General features: G+C 62.9%; 13 protein-coding genes. All 13 read left to right on the top strand.

The features are described 5' to 3' along the window. A complete protein-coding gene (locus EO136_RS06540) occupies positions 1-246 on the top strand; it encodes a DUF1467 family protein (protein WP_127143652.1) in 246 nt (81 codons plus the stop codon). Between the two features lie 326 nt (positions 247-572). Beyond that, positions 573-1,922, top strand: a complete 1,350-nt coding sequence (gene proS, locus EO136_RS06535; RefSeq protein ID WP_127143651.1) for a proline--tRNA ligase — start codon at positions 573-575, stop codon at positions 1,920-1,922. A 59-nt stretch (positions 1,923-1,981) separates the two neighbouring features. Next, positions 1,982-3,286: an ABC transporter permease gene (locus EO136_RS06530; protein ID WP_127143693.1), complete on the top strand. Its 1,305-nt coding sequence runs from the start codon at positions 1,982-1,984 to the stop codon at positions 3,284-3,286. After that, on the top strand, positions 3,279-3,968 hold the full coding sequence (locus EO136_RS06525; protein WP_127143650.1) for an ABC transporter ATP-binding protein: 690 nt from the start codon (positions 3,279-3,281) through the stop codon (positions 3,966-3,968). Before EO136_RS06530 ends, EO136_RS06525 begins: the two co-directional genes overlap by 8 nt. 383 nt (positions 3,969-4,351) lie before the next feature. Beyond that, positions 4,352-7,798, top strand: coding sequence for a DNA polymerase III subunit alpha (gene dnaE, locus EO136_RS06520; protein ID WP_127143649.1), 3,447 nt, complete (start codon positions 4,352-4,354; stop codon positions 7,796-7,798). Positions 7,799-7,972: 174 nt separating this feature from the next. Then, complete coding sequence (gene rpsB, locus EO136_RS06515; protein ID WP_127143648.1) at positions 7,973-8,770, top strand: 30S ribosomal protein S2; 798 nt, start codon at positions 7,973-7,975, stop codon at positions 8,768-8,770. 131 nt (positions 8,771-8,901) lie between these two features. Then, positions 8,902-9,828, top strand: a complete 927-nt coding sequence (gene tsf, locus EO136_RS06510) for a translation elongation factor Ts (protein ID WP_127143647.1) — start codon at positions 8,902-8,904, stop codon at positions 9,826-9,828. A gap of 51 nt (positions 9,829-9,879) precedes the next feature. Further along, positions 9,880-10,596 carry a UMP kinase gene (pyrH, locus tag EO136_RS06505; protein ID WP_127143646.1) on the top strand — a complete coding sequence of 239 codons (717 nt, stop codon included), beginning with the start codon at positions 9,880-9,882 and terminating at the stop codon, positions 10,594-10,596. 122 nt (positions 10,597-10,718) lie between these two features. Next, positions 10,719-11,279, top strand: coding sequence for a ribosome recycling factor (gene frr / locus EO136_RS06500; RefSeq protein ID WP_127143645.1), 561 nt, complete (start codon positions 10,719-10,721; stop codon positions 11,277-11,279). 27 nt (positions 11,280-11,306) lie between these two features. After that, a complete protein-coding gene (locus tag EO136_RS06495; protein ID WP_127143644.1) occupies positions 11,307-12,059 on the top strand; it encodes an undecaprenyl pyrophosphate synthase in 753 nt (250 codons plus the stop codon). Between the two features lie 2 nt (positions 12,060-12,061). Further along, a complete protein-coding gene (locus tag EO136_RS06490; RefSeq protein ID WP_246018282.1) occupies positions 12,062-12,937 on the top strand; it encodes a phosphatidate cytidylyltransferase in 876 nt (291 codons plus the stop codon). Between the two features lie 83 nt (positions 12,938-13,020). Next, positions 13,021-14,109 carry an RIP metalloprotease RseP gene (rseP, locus tag EO136_RS06485; protein ID WP_246018273.1) on the top strand — a complete coding sequence of 363 codons (1,089 nt, stop codon included), beginning with the start codon at positions 13,021-13,023 and terminating at the stop codon, positions 14,107-14,109. A gap of 186 nt (positions 14,110-14,295) precedes the next feature. Then, positions 14,296-16,428 (top strand): outer membrane protein assembly factor BamA, encoded by a 2,133-nt coding sequence (gene bamA / locus EO136_RS06480; protein ID WP_206513276.1) that lies wholly within the window; start codon positions 14,296-14,298, stop codon positions 16,426-16,428. Positions 16,429-16,514 lie beyond the last annotated feature (86 nt).

The raw sequence follows: 16,514 nt of genomic DNA, 5'->3' as shown, positions 1-16,514 counted from the left end.
ATGCAGCTTTTCACCTATATCGCCATATATTTCATCGTCTGGTGGGTGTGCCTGTTCGTCACCCTGCCATTCGGTGTGAGAGGGCAGCACGAGGACGGGCTGGTGACCGATGGCACCGAGCCCGGAGCCCCCGTGAGCACCCTGATATGGCAGAAGCTGCTGGCGACGACCCTCATTGCGGCAGTGGCCATGGCCCTGCTGCTGTGGGGGATGTCGTCGCCCTGGCTGCAGGCCTACTGGTCCTGATCCAGAACAAAAAAAAGCAGGGCCAAGGCCCTGCATTCGTATGAGTTTCGCGACAATCCACTGGTCTTACGGCGCGCAGATGGGCGGCCAGTGCTCCTCCCTTGACGTTGTCGGCGTCTGGCGGTTCGATTGCCCGCCTTCTTTATGTGGCCGGACCCTACCAACTCGGTCCGTGTCTGCCAAGTGAATTTTGCGCTGTTTTGTCACACTTGTGTCAGTGCGATGAAACTTCACGCCAACGCCACCTTGCGCTGGCAGGCTGATCGTGGTTTGCGCTTGTTGGACAGGCCATTTCATGGCCGAGTCGTTGCCTGAACGGAGTCGTCATGCGTCTTTCGAGATACTTCCTGCCCGTCCTCAAGGAAACGCCCAAGGAAGCTGAAGTGATCTCGCACCGGCTGATGCTGCGTGCGGGCATGATCAGCCAGCAGGGCGCCGGCCTTTATGCCTGGCTGCCGCTTGGCTACCGGGTGCTGCGCAAGATCCAGACGATCATCGAGCAGGAACAGAACCGGGCAGGGGCCATCGAGCTGCTGATGCCGACGCTGCAATCGGCCGATCTCTGGCGCGAGAGCGGTCGGTACGACGACTATGGCAAGGAAATGCTGCGCATGCAGGACCGCAACGAGCGCGACATGCTCTATGGTCCGACCAATGAGGAGATGATCACCCACATCTTCCGGACCTTCGTGCGCTCCTACAAGGATCTGCCGCTCAACCTCTACCATATCCAGTGGAAATTCCGCGACGAGATCCGGCCGCGCTTCGGCACCATGCGCAGCCGCGAGTTCCTCATGAAGGACGCCTATTCGTTCGACGTGGACAAGGACGCGGCAGTCCGGGCTTACAACCGGATGTTCGTGGCCTATCTGCGCACCTATCACCGCATGGGCCTCGTCGCGATCCCCATGCGCGCCGAAACCGGACCGATCGGCGGTGACCTGAGCCACGAATTCATCGTGCTGGCCGAGACCGGCGAGAGCGGCGTATTTTGCCATGCCGACCTGCTCGACAAGCCGATCCCCGGGCCCGATACCGATTTCGACGGCGATCTCTCGCCCATTGTGGCGGACTGGACTTCGCTCTATTCGGCGACCGAGGACATGCACGAGGAGACCGAATTCGCCTCCAAGGTGCCCCAGGACAAGCAGATTGCCGCCCGCGGTATAGAGGTGGGGCAGGTGTTCTACTTCGGCACCAAATATTCCGAGCCCATGGGCGCAACCGTGACCGGGCCCGACGGCAAGGACGTGCCCGTGCACATGGGATCGTACGGGATCGGCCCCACCCGGATCGTGCCCGCGATCATCGAAGCCAGCCACGACGAGAGCGGGATCATCTGGCCCGTCAGCGTGGCACCTTTCGAGGTGGCGCTGATCAACCTGAAATCCGGCGACGCCCAGTGCGACGCGGCCAATGAGAAGCTCTACGGCCAGCTTGAGGCCGCCGGCATCGAGGTGATCTACGACGACCGGCAAACCGGGGCCGGCGGCAAGTTCGCGACCGCCGACCTCATCGGTATCCCCTTCCAGCTCATCGTAGGGCCGCGCGGCCTGTCGGCGGGCGAGGTCGAGATCAAGCACCGCAAGAGCGGCGAGCGCGAGACCATCGGCATTGAGGATGCCGTATCGCGCCTCAAGGGTCTGATCGAACCCGAGCGCAGGCTGACGGCGTGAGCGGCTCAGCCCCTTTGCGCAAGGAGCGCGGCGCAGGACCATTTTCGCGACTCGAGTTCATGGTCGCTGGGCGCTACCTGCGCGCCCGGCGCCGCGATACGTTCATCTCCGTGATTGCGATGCTGACCATGATCGGCATTGCTATCGGCGTTGCCACGCTGATCGTGGTGATGAGCGTGATGAACGGATTTCGGGACGAGCTGCTGACCAAGATCCTTGGGCTGAACGGCCATTTCACCGCACTACCCGTGGACCAGACCTTCACCGACTACGAGGATGTCGTCGTCCGGCTCGAGGAAGTCGACGGGGTGATCAGCGCCGTGGCCTTTGTGGAGGGCCAGGCCCTGGCATCGGGGCCATACAATTCGGCCGGCGCCGCGGTGCGCGGCATGACCCTCGACGATATCCAGAAGCTGCCGCTGCTCTACAACAGCACGGTGCAGGGCGGCTGGGACGATTGGGACGACGTCGAGGGGGTGGCGATCGGCGAGCGCATGGCCCAGCAGCTCGGGCTGGTGGTGGGCGATGCGATCACCATCGTATCGCCGGAAGGCTCGCGCACGCCCTTCGGCTCGACGCCACAGATCCGGTCCTATCCGGTCAACGTCATCTTCAATGTCGGCATGGTCGAATTCGACAGCCTGTTCGTCTTCATGCCCATCGACCAGGCGCAGGATTATTTCCGGCTCTACACCGACGAATTGCGCGAGGGGTATGACGACCTCCCGCTCGATGCCACTGACGAGGAAATCGACGAGGCCTATGAGCGGCGCTATCAGGCAACCGCAGTGGAGGTGTTCCTCGCCGATCCCGATTCCACCAGCCAGATCCGCACCCGACTCGAGCAGGCGGCCGGCCGGCCGTTGATCTTCACCGACTGGCAGCGGCGCAACGAAACGTTCTTCTCGGCCCTGCAGGTGGAACGGGTGGTGATGTTCACCATCCTCTCGATGATCGTGCTGGTGGCCGCATTCAACATCATTTCCAGCCTCGTGATGCTGGTCAAGGACAAGGGTGCCGATATCGCGGTGCTCCGAACCATGGGGGCCACACGCGGCTCGATCATGCGCATATTCTGCATGACCGGGACTGCCATCGGCACGGTGGGGACCCTTGTCGGGTTTGCGCTGGGGGTCATCCTTGCGCTCAACGCGGAATCGATCCGCTCATGGGTGTCGGAGATCCTGGGCTTCGCGCTCTTCCCGCCCGAAGTCTTCCTGCTCTCCTCGCTGCCCTCGCGGGTGGATCCGGTGGAGGTGACCGTGGTGCTGGCGATGGCGCTGGGGCTCTCGTTCCTCGCCACGCTCTACCCGGCCTGGCGGGCTGCCCAATACGATCCCGTGGAGGCCCTGCGCTATGAGTAGCGAACCGCTGCTGACGCTTTCGGGCGTCGACAAGACCTATGGCGAAGGGGAGATGGCCATCTCCGTGCTGCGCGGGGCGGGGTTGACCATCGGGCGCGGCGAAAGGGTGGCGCTCGTCGCCCCGTCCGGCGCCGGAAAATCGACTCTCCTTCACATCTGCGGATTGCTCGAGCGCCCGAGCGGAGGCGAAGTCATGATCTGCGGCGAGACAACATCCACGCTGTCCGAGCGCCAGCGCACCATGATGCGCCGGCACCGGATCGGCTATGTCTACCAGTTCCATCACCTGCTGCCAGAGTTCAGTGCGCTCGAGAACGTGGTGATGCCGCAACTGATCGCGGGCCAGACCGAAAAGGCCGCACACGCCAAGGCCATGGATTTGCTCGAGACCATGGGGCTCGCCCCAAGGGCCAATCACCGTCCCGCCGAACTCTCGGGTGGCGAGCAGCAGCGCGTAGCCATCGCCCGGGCGGCGGCCAATTCGCCCGACATCATCCTGGCAGACGAGCCGACGGGCAATCTCGATCCCACGACCAGCGAAAAGGTGTTCCTGGCCCTCTCAAGCCTGATCGCCGCAAACGATGCGGGGTGCCTGATCGCCACGCACAATCACGAACTGGCCCGCAAGACCGACCGGATCGTGACCATCGAAGACGGCAGGATCGTCCCCGCCACGCTTTGATGCACCAATCCGATGGCCTGATTTCCGGGCCGCGGGATCTCCGCGATCAATGATCGCGGGGCGCTGGCACGCATCCCGTAAACGGTCCAAACGCTCAGAACCATTTGTTAACCCAGCGCCGGCTGACGCTGTGGAAAGTGTGGACAGGAACAAAACAGGATCGTATAAGAACGAAATAGCAACATTGATCCCGAGGAGGCTTCCATGCTCATGTTCGTGAAGGACGTTCTGGCTCTGATCTCGCTCACCGCCTTTGGCGCCGCAACGCTGGCTTATGTGGACATGCTTGCCTATCTCGCGTGACTCGCATTCTGTGAACAAGGCCCGTTCGGGGTGGTGCGGTCGTGCCGCAGATGGCACAAACGTTCCGATAAGGTAGGGACATGTCTGGTCCGGGTTTCATCCATCTTCATATCCACTCGTCCTATTCGCTGCTCGAGGGCGCGCTTCCGCTCGCCAAGATCCTCGATCTCGCCGCTAAGGACGGGCAGCCCGCCATCGGCATAGCCGACACCTCGAACCTGTTCGGCGCGCTAGAGTTCTCTTCGAAGGCCTCCGGCAAGGGCATCCAGCCGATCATCGGTTGCGAACTGGTGATCGATTTCGAGCTCGAAGAGGACAAGCCCAGCGACCGGATCAATCTGGGCAAGGGCACGCTCGTCTTGATCGCGGCGGACGAGAAGGGATTTTCCAATCTCTCCACGCTGGTGAGTCGCGCTTATCTCGAATCCGGGGCAGGGCGGCCCCAGGCGCTGTTCCGGTGGCTCACTGAGGGCGCGGCGGAAGGTATCATCTGCCTGACAGGGGGGCCGGAGGGCGCGATCGACCCCTATCTGGCAGCCGGACTCAATGTCCAGGCTCAGGCGCGCCTCGATGCGCTGCACGCGGTGTTCGGCGATCGGCTCTATATCGAGTTGCAGCGGCATGGCCGGCCGATCGAGCAGAGTGTCGAGCCCCGCCTCGTCGATCTTGCCTATCGTCTCGGCATCCCGCTCGTTGCGACCAACGAGCCCTATTTCCCGGCCGGGGATGACTACGATTCCCACGATGCGTTGCTCGCCATCGCCTCGGGATCCGTGGTCGCCCAGACCGAGCGTCGGCGACTGTCCGACCAGCACTATTTCAAGTCCCGCGCCGAGATGATGGCGTTGTTCGAGGATTTGCCCGAAGCCATCGAGAACACTGTCGAGATTGCCCAACGGGTGGCGTTCCGGCCCCGAGAACTCGATCCGATCCTGCCCAAATTCGCTGCCGCAGCCGATCAGACAGAAGAAGAGGCCGTCTTCGCCGAAGGCGAGGAACTGGCCCGGCAGGCGCGTGAGGGACTGGCCGAGCGCATCAATGCCTACGGGCTTGCACCGGGCCGCACGCCCGAGGAATATGCCGACCGGCTCGAGCACGAGATCAAGATCATCCGGGACATGAAGTTTCCCGGCTACTTTCTTATCGTCGCGGACTTTATCAAGTGGTCCAAGGCCAAGGGAATTCCCGTAGGGCCAGGCCGCGGTTCGGGTGCGGGGTCACTGGTGGCCTACGCGCTGACGATTACCGATCTCGATCCGCTGCGCTACAATCTTCTGTTCGAGCGCTTTCTCAATCCCGAGCGCGTGTCGATGCCCGACTTCGACATCGACTTCTGCCAGGAGCGGCGCGAAGAGGTCATTCGCTACGTTCAGAACAAGTATGGCGAGGATCAGGTCGCCCAGATCATCACCTTCGGAACGCTGCAGCCGCGCGCGGCGCTGCGCGATGTCGGCCGGGTGCTGCAGATGCCCTATGGGCAGGTTGATCGCATCTGCAAGCTCGTGCCCAACAATCCCGCCAGCCCGGTAACGCTCGCCCAGGCCATAGACGGCGAGCCGCGCCTTCAGATGATGCGCGACGAGGACGAGACGGTAGCCGAGCTGCTCAGGATCGCGGGCAAGCTCGAGGGGCTTTACCGGCACGCATCGACCCACGCTGCCGGCATCGTGATTGGCGACAGGCCGCTCCATGAGCTGCTGCCGCTCTATCGCGACCCGCGTTCGGACATGCCGGTCACCCAGTACAATCTGAAATGGGTGGAGCCGGCCGGCCTCGTCAAATTCGACTTTCTGGGGCTCAAGACGCTGACCACGATCCGCTATGCGGTCGAGATGGTCGCCAAGAAGGGCATCGAGATCGACATCGATGCCATTCCGCTCGAGGACGCCGAGACCTACAAGCTCTACGCCCGGGGCGACACCTTCGGCATCTTCCAGTTTGAAAGTCCGGGGATGCGGCGCGCCCTGGTCGAGCTCAAGCCCGACCGGATCGAGGATTTGATCGCCATGAACGCGCTCTATCGGCCCGGGCCGATGGACAACATCCCGAGCTTCATCGACAGAAAGCACGGGCGCGAGAAGGTCACCTATCCCCACGAAGCGCTCCGCACCGTGCTCGACGAGACGTATGGGATCATCGTCTATCAGGAGCAGGTGATGCAGATCGCCCAGCTTCTCTCGGGCTACTCGCTGGGTGAGGCCGACATGCTCCGCCGGGCCATGGGCAAGAAGATCAAGGCGGAGATGGATACCCAGCGCGTCCGCTTCCAGGAAGGAGCCGAGCGCAACGGGATCAAGCCGGCCCTGGCCGATACGATCTTCGACCTCCTGGCCAAGTTCGCCAATTACGGGTTCAACAAGAGCCACTCGGCCGCCTATGCCTGGGTATCCTACCAGACCGGCTATCTCAAGACCCATCACCCGACCGAGTTCCTTGCCGCGTCCATGACGCTGGACATGGGCAATACCGACAAGCTCAACGACTTCAAGAGCGAGGCGGAGCGGATGGGGATCGAGATCGTGCCCCCCTGCATCAATCGCTCCCAGGCCGACTTCTCGGTGCACGAGGGCCGCATTCTCTATTCGCTGTGTGCCGTCAAGGGCGTGGGGCGCCAAGTCGCCGAACACATCGTTGAGGTGAGGGGAGAGCGCCCGTTTGCCGACCTCGCCGATTTCGCGCGTCGGATCGATCCCAGGATCATCAACAAGCGCACCCTCGATACGCTGATCAATGCCGGCGCCTTCGACGAGATGGTACGACGCAGGGAACAGGTCTCGGCGGTCGCGGACGCAATCATCAGCACCGCCCAGCGCGAGACCTCGGGACGTGCCGACGGGATCGTGGATATGTTCGCTGGCGACCAGGCCAGCACGATCGTGCTGCCCGAGAACGTTGCGTTCTGGGATCTCACCGAGCGGCTGGCCCGCGAGCATTCCGCGATCGGGTTCTATCTCTCCGCCCATCCGCTCGATGACTACGTGACGCTTTTTGACCGGCTGCGCGTTCAGCAGTGGGCCATGTTCGAGAAGGCGGCGCGCAATGGCGCCGTGGCCGGCCGGCTGGCAGGAACGCTGGTCTCCCGGCAGGACCGCAAGACCCGCAAGGGCTCGACCATGGCCATCATGATGTTTTCGGACCCCAGCGGATCATATGAGTGCATCGCGTTTTCCGAGGAAATCGAGAGCTACGGGCATCTGCTCGAGAAGGGCAATTCCGTCATTCTCGAGGTTGGCGCGGATTCACGCCCCGACGGGGTGCGGCTCCGGCTGCTCAAGGCTGAGCCTCTGGAGAAATCGGTGGACCGGCTCGGCCAGAGGCTGACCATCTTTGCCGCCGATCCGCGCTGTCTGCCCTCGATCAGGGACCAGCTCAAGCGCGGCGGCGATGGCGTGGTGAGCCTGGTATTGACCGGGCACGGCGGTGAGCGCGAGTACGAGATGGAGCTCAAGGGCCAGTTCAAGATCACGCCCCAGCTTGCAGGCATGCTCAAGACCGTAACGGGCATTGAGGATGTGCGGCTCCACTGACCGTCTCCAGGCAGGCCGATGCAGCTTGCCAAGCCTGCTTCCCTGGGCTATAGCGCACAGCGTCAAATCCACATGCAGGGGCCGGTTTCGCGATTGCGCGACGCCGATCCGGTGACGGGAAAGCCCGTTTCGCTTCCCCCTGCAGAGGCACAACCGGTCAAGGAGACGATTACAATGGCACTGCCAGATTTTTCCATGCGCCAGCTTCTCGAAGCAGGTGTCCACTTCGGTCACCAGAAGCACCGCTGGAATCCCAAGATGGAACGCTACATCTTCGGCGTTCGCAATGATGTGCACATCATCGACCTGAGCCAGACCGTTCCCTCGCTCTACCGCGCCCTCCAGCTCGTCAGCGACACCGTTGCAGACGGCGGTCGCGTGCTGTTCGTGGGCACCAAGCGCCAGGCGGCTCCGCTCGTGGCCGAGGCCGCGCGCCAGAGCGCCCAGTACTTCGTGAACTCGCGCTGGCTTGGCGGCATGCTGACCAATTGGCAGACGATTTCGCATTCGATCGCGCGCCTTCGCGAGCTCGAAGCGCTCCAGGAAGAGGGCGCCGTCGGCCTGACCAAGCGCGAGCGCCTTCAGCGCCAGCGCGAGCAGGATCGGCTCGAGCGCGATCTGGGTGGCATCAAGGACATGGGCAACGTCCCCAGCCTCCTGTTCGTGATCGACACCAACAAGGAAGCCAATGCGATCAAGGAAGCGCGTCGCCTCGGCATCCCGGTCGTCGCGATCGTCGACACCAACAGTGACCCCGACGTTGTCGACTACGCCATCCCCGGCAATGACGATGCGGCCCGCGCCCTCGAGCTTTACTGCTCGCTGATCTCCAAGGCAGCGATCGACGGCATTTCGCGCTCGTCGGCAGGCATGGGTATCGACCTGGGCGCCGCCCAGGACGTTCCCGAGGAGCCTGCGCTTGCGGCCGCCGAGGACATCGCGCCCGCACAGACCGAAGCGCAGCAGTCCTGATCCCGGACCGGGTGGATCGCGCTCCGGTGGCGGAGCGCGGCCCGCGCCCGCAACGACGCAGAAATCAATCATGCAGGCGGCGGACGACAGGCAGAGCGTCCGGGCCTGCATCGGCTTAAAGAGGTGACGAGATGGCGATTAGTGCAGCGGACGTGAAGCAGCTCCGGGAGATGACCGGGGTTGGCATGATGGATTGCAAGAAGGCTCTGACCGAGACCGACGGCGATATCGAAGCGGCAGTCGACTGGCTGCGCTCCAAGGGCCTTGCCAAGGCCGCCAAGAAGGCTGACCGCGTGGCCGCAGAAGGCCTGGTCGCCGTGGCGAGCGAAGGCAAGCGCGCCGCCGTGGTCGAGATCAACTCCGAGACCGACTTCGTGGCCCGCAACGAGCAGTTCCAGACCATCGTCAAGACCGCAGCGCAGCTGGCGCTCGACGTCAATGGCGACGCCCAGGCGCTGGCAAATGCCGACTTCCCCGGCACCGGCCGGTCGCTGAGCGGCGAGTTGACCGAAGCGATTGCCAAGATCGGCGAGAACATGACCCTGCGTCGCGCCGCGGTGCTCGAGGTCGAGGACGGCGTGGTCGGCCACTACGTGCACTCCGCGGTCTCCGAAGGCCTCGGCCGCATCGGCATTCTCGTGGGCCTGCAGTCGACCGGTGACAAGGCGGTTCTCGAAGCCCTGGGCAAGCAGATCGCAATGCACGTCGCAGCGACCAACCCGCTGGCCCTGTCGTCCGACGATGTGGACCCCGAGGCCGTTGAGCGTGAGCGCTCCGTGTTCATCGAGCAGGCCAAGGCATCGGGCAAGCCCGACAACATCGTCGAGAAGATGGTCGAGGGTCGAATCCGCAAGTTCTACGAGGAAGTCACGCTTCTGGCGCAGACCTTCGTGATCGACGGCGAGAACACCGTCGAGCAGGCAATAAAGAACGCCGAGAAAGACGCGGGCGCGCCCATCAAGATCACCGGCTTTGTCCGTTACGCGCTGGGTGAAGGCATCGAGCGCGAGACCTCGGACTTCGCAGCCGAGGTTGCCGCAGCCGCCGGCACCGCATAACGTGCCCCTCTTGCGGCACTGGTCCGCAGATTTCTGGCAGGCTGGGACGGATTGATGTCCGAAGACGCATATTCACGCGTATTGCTCAAGGTCTCCGGTGAAGCCCTCACCGGAGACCAGTCATATGGCATCGAGCCCGATTTTCTCAATGCGATAGCCCGGCAGATCGTGGATGTGACCCGCCGGGGCATCCAGGTGGCGGTCGTGATCGGAGGTGGCAACATCTTCCGGGGCATGGCCGTGGCCGCCAAGGGCGGCGACCGGGTCATCGGCGACCACATGGGCATGCTCGGCACGGTGATCAACTCGCTGGCACTGGGCGATGCGATCCGCAAGGCCGGAGGAAGGCCGCACGTCTTTTCGTCGGTGACCATGCCCTCGATTGCCGACACCTTTACCCAGCGCGCCGCCATTGCGGCACTGGAAGCGGGCGCCACCGTGATATGCGCGGGCGGCACCGGAAATCCGTTCTTTACCACCGATACCGCCGCGGCGCTCAAGGCCATCGAGCTGCGCTGCGACGTGCTGCTCAAGGGAACCAAGGTCGACGGCGTCTACAGCGCCGACCCCGAAAAGGATCCCCAAGCCACGCGCTTTGAAACGATCAGCCACGAAGAGGTGATCGCGCGCGACCTGCGGGTCATGGATACGGCAGCGTTTGCCCTTGCCCGTGACAATCGCTTGCCGATAATTGTCTATGCGCTGACAACCAGGGATGGTCTTGTCGGCGTGCTCGACGGGCGCACGCCGAGCACGCGCGTCGGTTGACGGCCGGAGCGCTTCTGCTGGAACCAGTTTTCCGGTTCGGAAGCGCGCCAAAACAAAGACTTAGAGTTTCCGTTCTGAAACCATACAGGCCGGAGTTCTCAAAACAGAATGGGGAGCCCCACATGACCGAAGAGTTCTCGCTCGAAAAACTGCGGGCGCGCATGAGCAAGAGTGTCGACTCGCTCAAGAGCGATCTGGCGGGCCTGCGCACGGGCCGTGCCAGCGCGAGCCTACTCGATCCGATCACCGTGGATGCCTATGGCAGCCCGACCCCGCTCAACCAGGTGGCGACCGTGTCGGTGCCCGAATCCCGCATGCTCAGCGTACAGGTATGGGACCGGTCCATGGCGGCTGCCGTCGACCGCGCCATCCGCGAATCCGGTCTCGGACTGAACCCGATCGCCGAGGGTGCGCTGATCCGCGTGCCGCTGCCTGAATTGAACGAAGAGCGCCGGCGCGAACTCTCCAAGGTCGCCCATCAGTATGCCGAGCAGGCGCGCGTCGCTATCCGGCATATCCGGCGTGACGGGATCGAGCTGTTGCGCAAGCTCGAGAAAGACGGCGACATGAGCCAGGACGACGCCCGCACCAACACCGACAGGGTGCAGAAGGCAACGGACGATTTCATCGCCGACGTCGATACACTGGTTGCGACCAAAGAACAGGAAATCATGCAGGTCTAGCTCGTCTCGACCGGTCCGAGAGGCACCATGTCCACCAACCCGGCGATCGCTTCCCTCCAGCCGGAGCGTCAGGCCCTGAAGATCCCCGACCACATCGGTGTGATCATGGACGGCAACGGTCGGTGGGCGAATGCCCGGGGCCTGAGGCGATCCGAAGGCCACAGGGCCGGCGTACAAGCCGTGCGCCGGATCGTGGAGTTGTGCATCTCCTACAAGGTCCGCTGCCTGACCCTGTTCAGCTTCAGCTCCGAGAACTGGCGTCGTCCTCCCGATGAGATCAACTTCATCTTTGGTCTGCTGCGCCGGTTCGTTTCCTCCGACCTCAATCGTCTCGTGGCGGCCAATGTCCGCATCCGTATCATCGGCGAACGGGCCGGTCTTGAGTCGGGGCTGCGCGCCATCATCGAAGAGGTCGAAGCCAAGTCGGCGGCCAATACGGGGCTCGACCTCGTGGTGGCGTTCAATTACGGGGCCAAGGCCGAGATCGTCTCCGCCGTCAGGCAGATCGCAGGCAAGGTCGCGACCGGCGAGATTTCGCCCGACGAAATCGACGAGGCCTTGCTCGACGGCCACATCTACACCCACGGTCTTCCCGACCCCGACCTTATTGTCCGCACCAGCGGCGAGATGAGGCTGTCGAACTTTCTTTTGTGGCAATCAGCCTATGCCGAACTGGTGTTCGTTGAAGAGGCATGGCCCGATTTCGACGAAGCCGTGTTCCTCAAGGTCCTGCGGACCTATTCGGAACGCGACAGGCGCTTTGGCGGGATCGCTTCGTGAGTATGGGCCCGAAGGAGCCTACTGCAGGCAAAAAGCGTTCGATCGTCTGGCCGTTCGGACCCGATCTTCTTCCGCGACTGCTCTCGGCGATCGTACTGATCCCATTGACGGCCATCGCGCTCGTCGCCGGCTGGGTACCGTTCGCGCTGATGGTCGCCCTCGTGATCGCCGGCGCTTACCGCGAATGGGAGACCATGATCGTGGGCCGGGAGCAGGCCTTTCCCGCGGTGCTGGTCATGGGCCTTCTGGCCATCGCCGCAATCGCCTATCCGATGAACGGGGCATGGGCGAGCGCAGCACTGCTGTGCATAGCCGTGGTCATCGGGATCGCTCTGCCGGGACGGAACCGGGGCTGGCGGCTGGTGGGCATGATCTATTTCGGCCTGGCGACCATCGCGTTCCTCGCCATCAGGGGCAGCTCGGCCGTGGGCATATGGGCGGGCGTGTTCCTGCTCTCGATCACCTGGATGACCGATATCGGGGCCTATTTCGTGGGCAGGATCTTTGGCGGCACCAAGCTTTCCCCGGAAGTCTCGCCGTCCAAGACCTGGTCTGGCGCCGCCGGCGGGCTGGTGTTCGGCACGGCTGCTGGCCTGCTGGTCTGGAATGCAGCCGGGTGGTTCCTGGGCACCCCGTCTCCGTTCGTGATCGGATTGCTCATCGCGGTCCTGGTGTCCATTTCGGCGCAGGGCGGCGATCTCGCGGAAAGCGCGGTCAAGCGCAGGTTCGCAATCAAGGACAGCGGCGCGGCGATTCCCGGTCATGGCGGCATCATGGATCGAATCGACAGCCTCACCATGGCGGCCCTGGTTCTCTGGACCATAGGGCTGGCGCACCGGGGGCTGGGCGCGGTGCCGCAGGGCATATTGTTCTGGTAGCGGATGGCTCGCGCCCGTGGCATTGTGCACGTCGAATCCCCGTCCAGCCGTGAGGCCCACCCATCGATACCCTTCCGTTCTTTTTGAACTACATCATTCCGTTTCTCGCCGTCATCACCGTCATCGTGTTCATCCACGAGATTGGCCACTACCTCGTGGCCCGGTGGAACGGGGTTGCCATCGACGCCTTCTCGATCGGGTTCGGTCCCGAATTACTCGGCTGGACCGACAGGCGCGGCACACGCTGGAGACTGGCTGCGATTCCCCTGGGCGGATACGTCAAGTTCACCGGGGACATGAACGCGGCGAGCATGCCCGATCCCCATGCCGCCGACGGAATGGATGAGCAAGAGGCGCGCACGCTTTTTGCAAACAAATCGGTCTGGCAGCGCATGGCCGTGGTGGTTGCAGGGCCCGCAGCCAATCTGATTTTCACCTTCCTCGTCCTTTACGCCATGCTCCTCGGCTATGGCCGGCCGACCCTCGATCCCGTGATCGGGGAGGTGGTTCCCGGCTCGGTCGCCGAAGCGGCAGGCTTTGCGCCCCAAGATCGCGTTCTGTCCGTTGACGGGTTCCGCGTCATCGGGTTTTCCGACTTCCAGCGCCTCATCGCCACCTCGCCCGACCGTCCCGTCACCGTGTCGGTCGAACGGGCAGGGGAGCGTGTTGAGATCGGCGTGGTGCCGCAGGGCGATACCACTCAGACCCGATTCGGACGTGAACTGGTGATCGGCACTATCGGGGTCGCGCGGAATGTGGCTGAAGGCGACGTGGTGCTCTATCACCCGGGGCCGCTCGAAGCGGTCTCCATGACGTTTGAAGAAATCTGGTTCATCGTGGATCGCACCGTCGCGTTCTTTGCGGATCTGTTCGTAGGACGGGGCGACCTCAATCAGATTGCCGGCCCTGTGGGGATGGCCCAGGTTTCGGGTGAAGTGGCCACCCTCGGCTTTTTGGCGTTGGTTAACCTAACCGCACTATTATCGCTAAACATCGGCATAATTAACCTGCTGCCAGTGCCGATGCTCGATGGTGGACACCTCATGTACTATCTGGCCGAAGCCGTCCGAGGACGGCCTTTGAGCCGGAGGGTACAGGAGATCGGGTTCAGGATCGGGTTCGCACTGGTGTGCACGCTCATGGTGTTCACCATCGTCAACGACCTCATCTGAGGCATGTGTGTTGCACGAATACATGACCGGCCGAACTTTTGGGAAGCGAGAAGGGGATGCGCCTTGCCCTCGAATGAAAAAGCGTTACAACGGGATAACGGAGCTTTGGGGGAATCCGTGCACCTGTGCGATTCCCGGCGCAACTCTCTGATTGCAGGCAAGTCTCACAAGGCAAGCACGAACAACATGTTGAAAAACGCCAAGCTTTTGCAAAGCGCATCACTCGCCCTTCTCATGGCCGCAGCTGCGCCCGTAGCGGGAACGCCAGCCTGGCTGTTCGGTTCCGCCGAGGCGCTCGCCCAGCAGGCCGGTACCTCCCAGGTTTCGGGGGTGCGATTCGAGGGTAACAGTCGATTCTCCGATGCCGAACTGACCTCCATGGTCGATGTCGCCAACCGTCGTGTCTATTCTGAGGCCGGCATCCAGGGCGACGTTCAGGCCATCCAGATCGCTTACGATCAGGCCGGCTATAACGACGTTTCCGTCACCACCCGCCTCGAGACGGCCACGGATGGAAATCTCCGGGTTGTGTTCGTTGTCAATGAAGGTGAACGCGCGGGCATCGCTGCGATCAACTTCACCGGCAACAACGCCATCAGCTCGATGCAGCTCAAGTCAGTTCTGGTCACCAAGGAGTCGCACCTGCTCAGCTGGCTGTTCCGCGATGACCTCTATGACGAGGATCGCCTTGCGGTCGACCGCGAGCGCATCCGTCTCTATTACGCCAACCGGGGCTATCCCGACGCACGCGTGCTGTCCTCGGTCGCCGAGTTCGACGCAGAGCGGAATGCCTACTTTATCAACTTCACGATCGAAGAGGGCGAGCAGTACACGTTCGGCGACGTGGCGATCGAGACCAGCATCCCTGGTCTGGACACCAACGCCCTGCGCGGCGGCATCGAGACCCAGGCCAACAGCCGATACTCGATCTCCGATCTCGAGGCGTCCCAGACCGAACTCGCGGTCCGGGCAACCGAACAGGGCTATTCGTTCGCCGAAGTGCGCCCGCGTATCGACCGCGACATCGCAAACCGCCGCTTCAATGTGACCTATCTGGTCGACGAGGGTGCGCGCGTTTATGTCGAGCGCATCAACATCACCGGCAACAGCAAGACGCGTGACTTCGTGATCCGTCGCGAGTTCGACTTCGCCGAGGGCGATCCGTTCAACCGCACGCTCGTCACCCGTGGCCGCAGCCGCATCGAGAGCCTCGGCTTCTTCGAATCGGTTCAGGTGACCTCGGCGGCCGGCAGCGCGCCCGATCAGGTCGTTCTGAACGTGGCCGTGGTCGAGGGCAGCACCGGCGAATACGGTATCGGTGGCGGTTACTCCACCAATGACGGCTTCTTCGGTGAGATCTCGCTGACCGAGCGCAACTTCCTTGGTCGCGGCCAGTTCCTGCGCGCGGCACTGGGGCGGTCGGAAGTGGGTCAGACCTTCGACTTCAGCTTCACCGAGCCCCGCTTCATGGGCCTGCGCGTTTCCGCCGGCGTCGATGCCTATCGTCGCGTGGTCCAGGAAGGCGAGCGGTTCTCCTACGGAACCGATACGATCGGCGGTCGTCTGCGGTTCGGCGTTCCGGTCGCGAACGACACACGGTTCAGCACCCATGTCGGGCTCGAGCAGCGCCGGTTCTATGACGAAGACTCGCCGTTTGCGCCGGACTACATCTCCGATATCGAGGACGACACGCTCACAAAGCTCACTGTCGGCTACTCACTCGACTACAGCACCGTGGACAGCCAGACGCGTCCGACCGAAGGTCTTGTGGCTAATTTCTCGCAGGAATATGCGGGCCTGAGCCATAACTTCATCAAGACCGAAGCCCGTGCGCGCTACTATCATCCGATCTGGGAAGAAGCGGGCATCATCGGTTCGGTCCGGGCAACCGGCGGCATCATCAACGATCTCGGTGGTGAGGGTATCCATCCTTCAGAAGCCTTCCTGCTCGGCCCCAACCTCGTCCGCGGCTTCCGCCAGGGCGGCATGGGCCCGCGGGTGAGCGACACCGACGATCCGCTTGGCGTTATGGCCTATGCTGGCGTTTCGGCTGAAGTCGATTTCCCGATCCCTCTGATTCCCGATAGCTGGGGCATCCGTGGCGCGGTCTGGGGTGATGTCGGCTGGATCGACGGCGCACCCGACGCCGCTGGCGAAGGTGTCGATGATATCCAAGATGCTCTGAAGTCTTCGGTCGGCGCATCGGTGATCTGGGAATCGCCGCTCGGCCCGCTGCGGGGTGACTTCGCGCATGTGCTCAATCAGGAAGAGCAGGACGAAACCCAGGTGTTCCAGCTGACGCTTTCGACCCTGTTCTAAAGCCGGTCATCTGCATAGACATTCGACAAGCCGCGGTGCTAAAGGCTCCGCGGCTTGTTTGTTTTGGCCCTCTGGGGGAGGCTAGG

It is taken from the genome of Pelagibacterium montanilacus, from assembly GCF_003992665.1.
Taxonomy (GTDB): Bacteria; Pseudomonadota; Alphaproteobacteria; order Rhizobiales; family Devosiaceae; genus Pelagibacterium; species Pelagibacterium montanilacus.
This window is presented reverse-complemented; position numbering and strand designations above follow the sequence as displayed.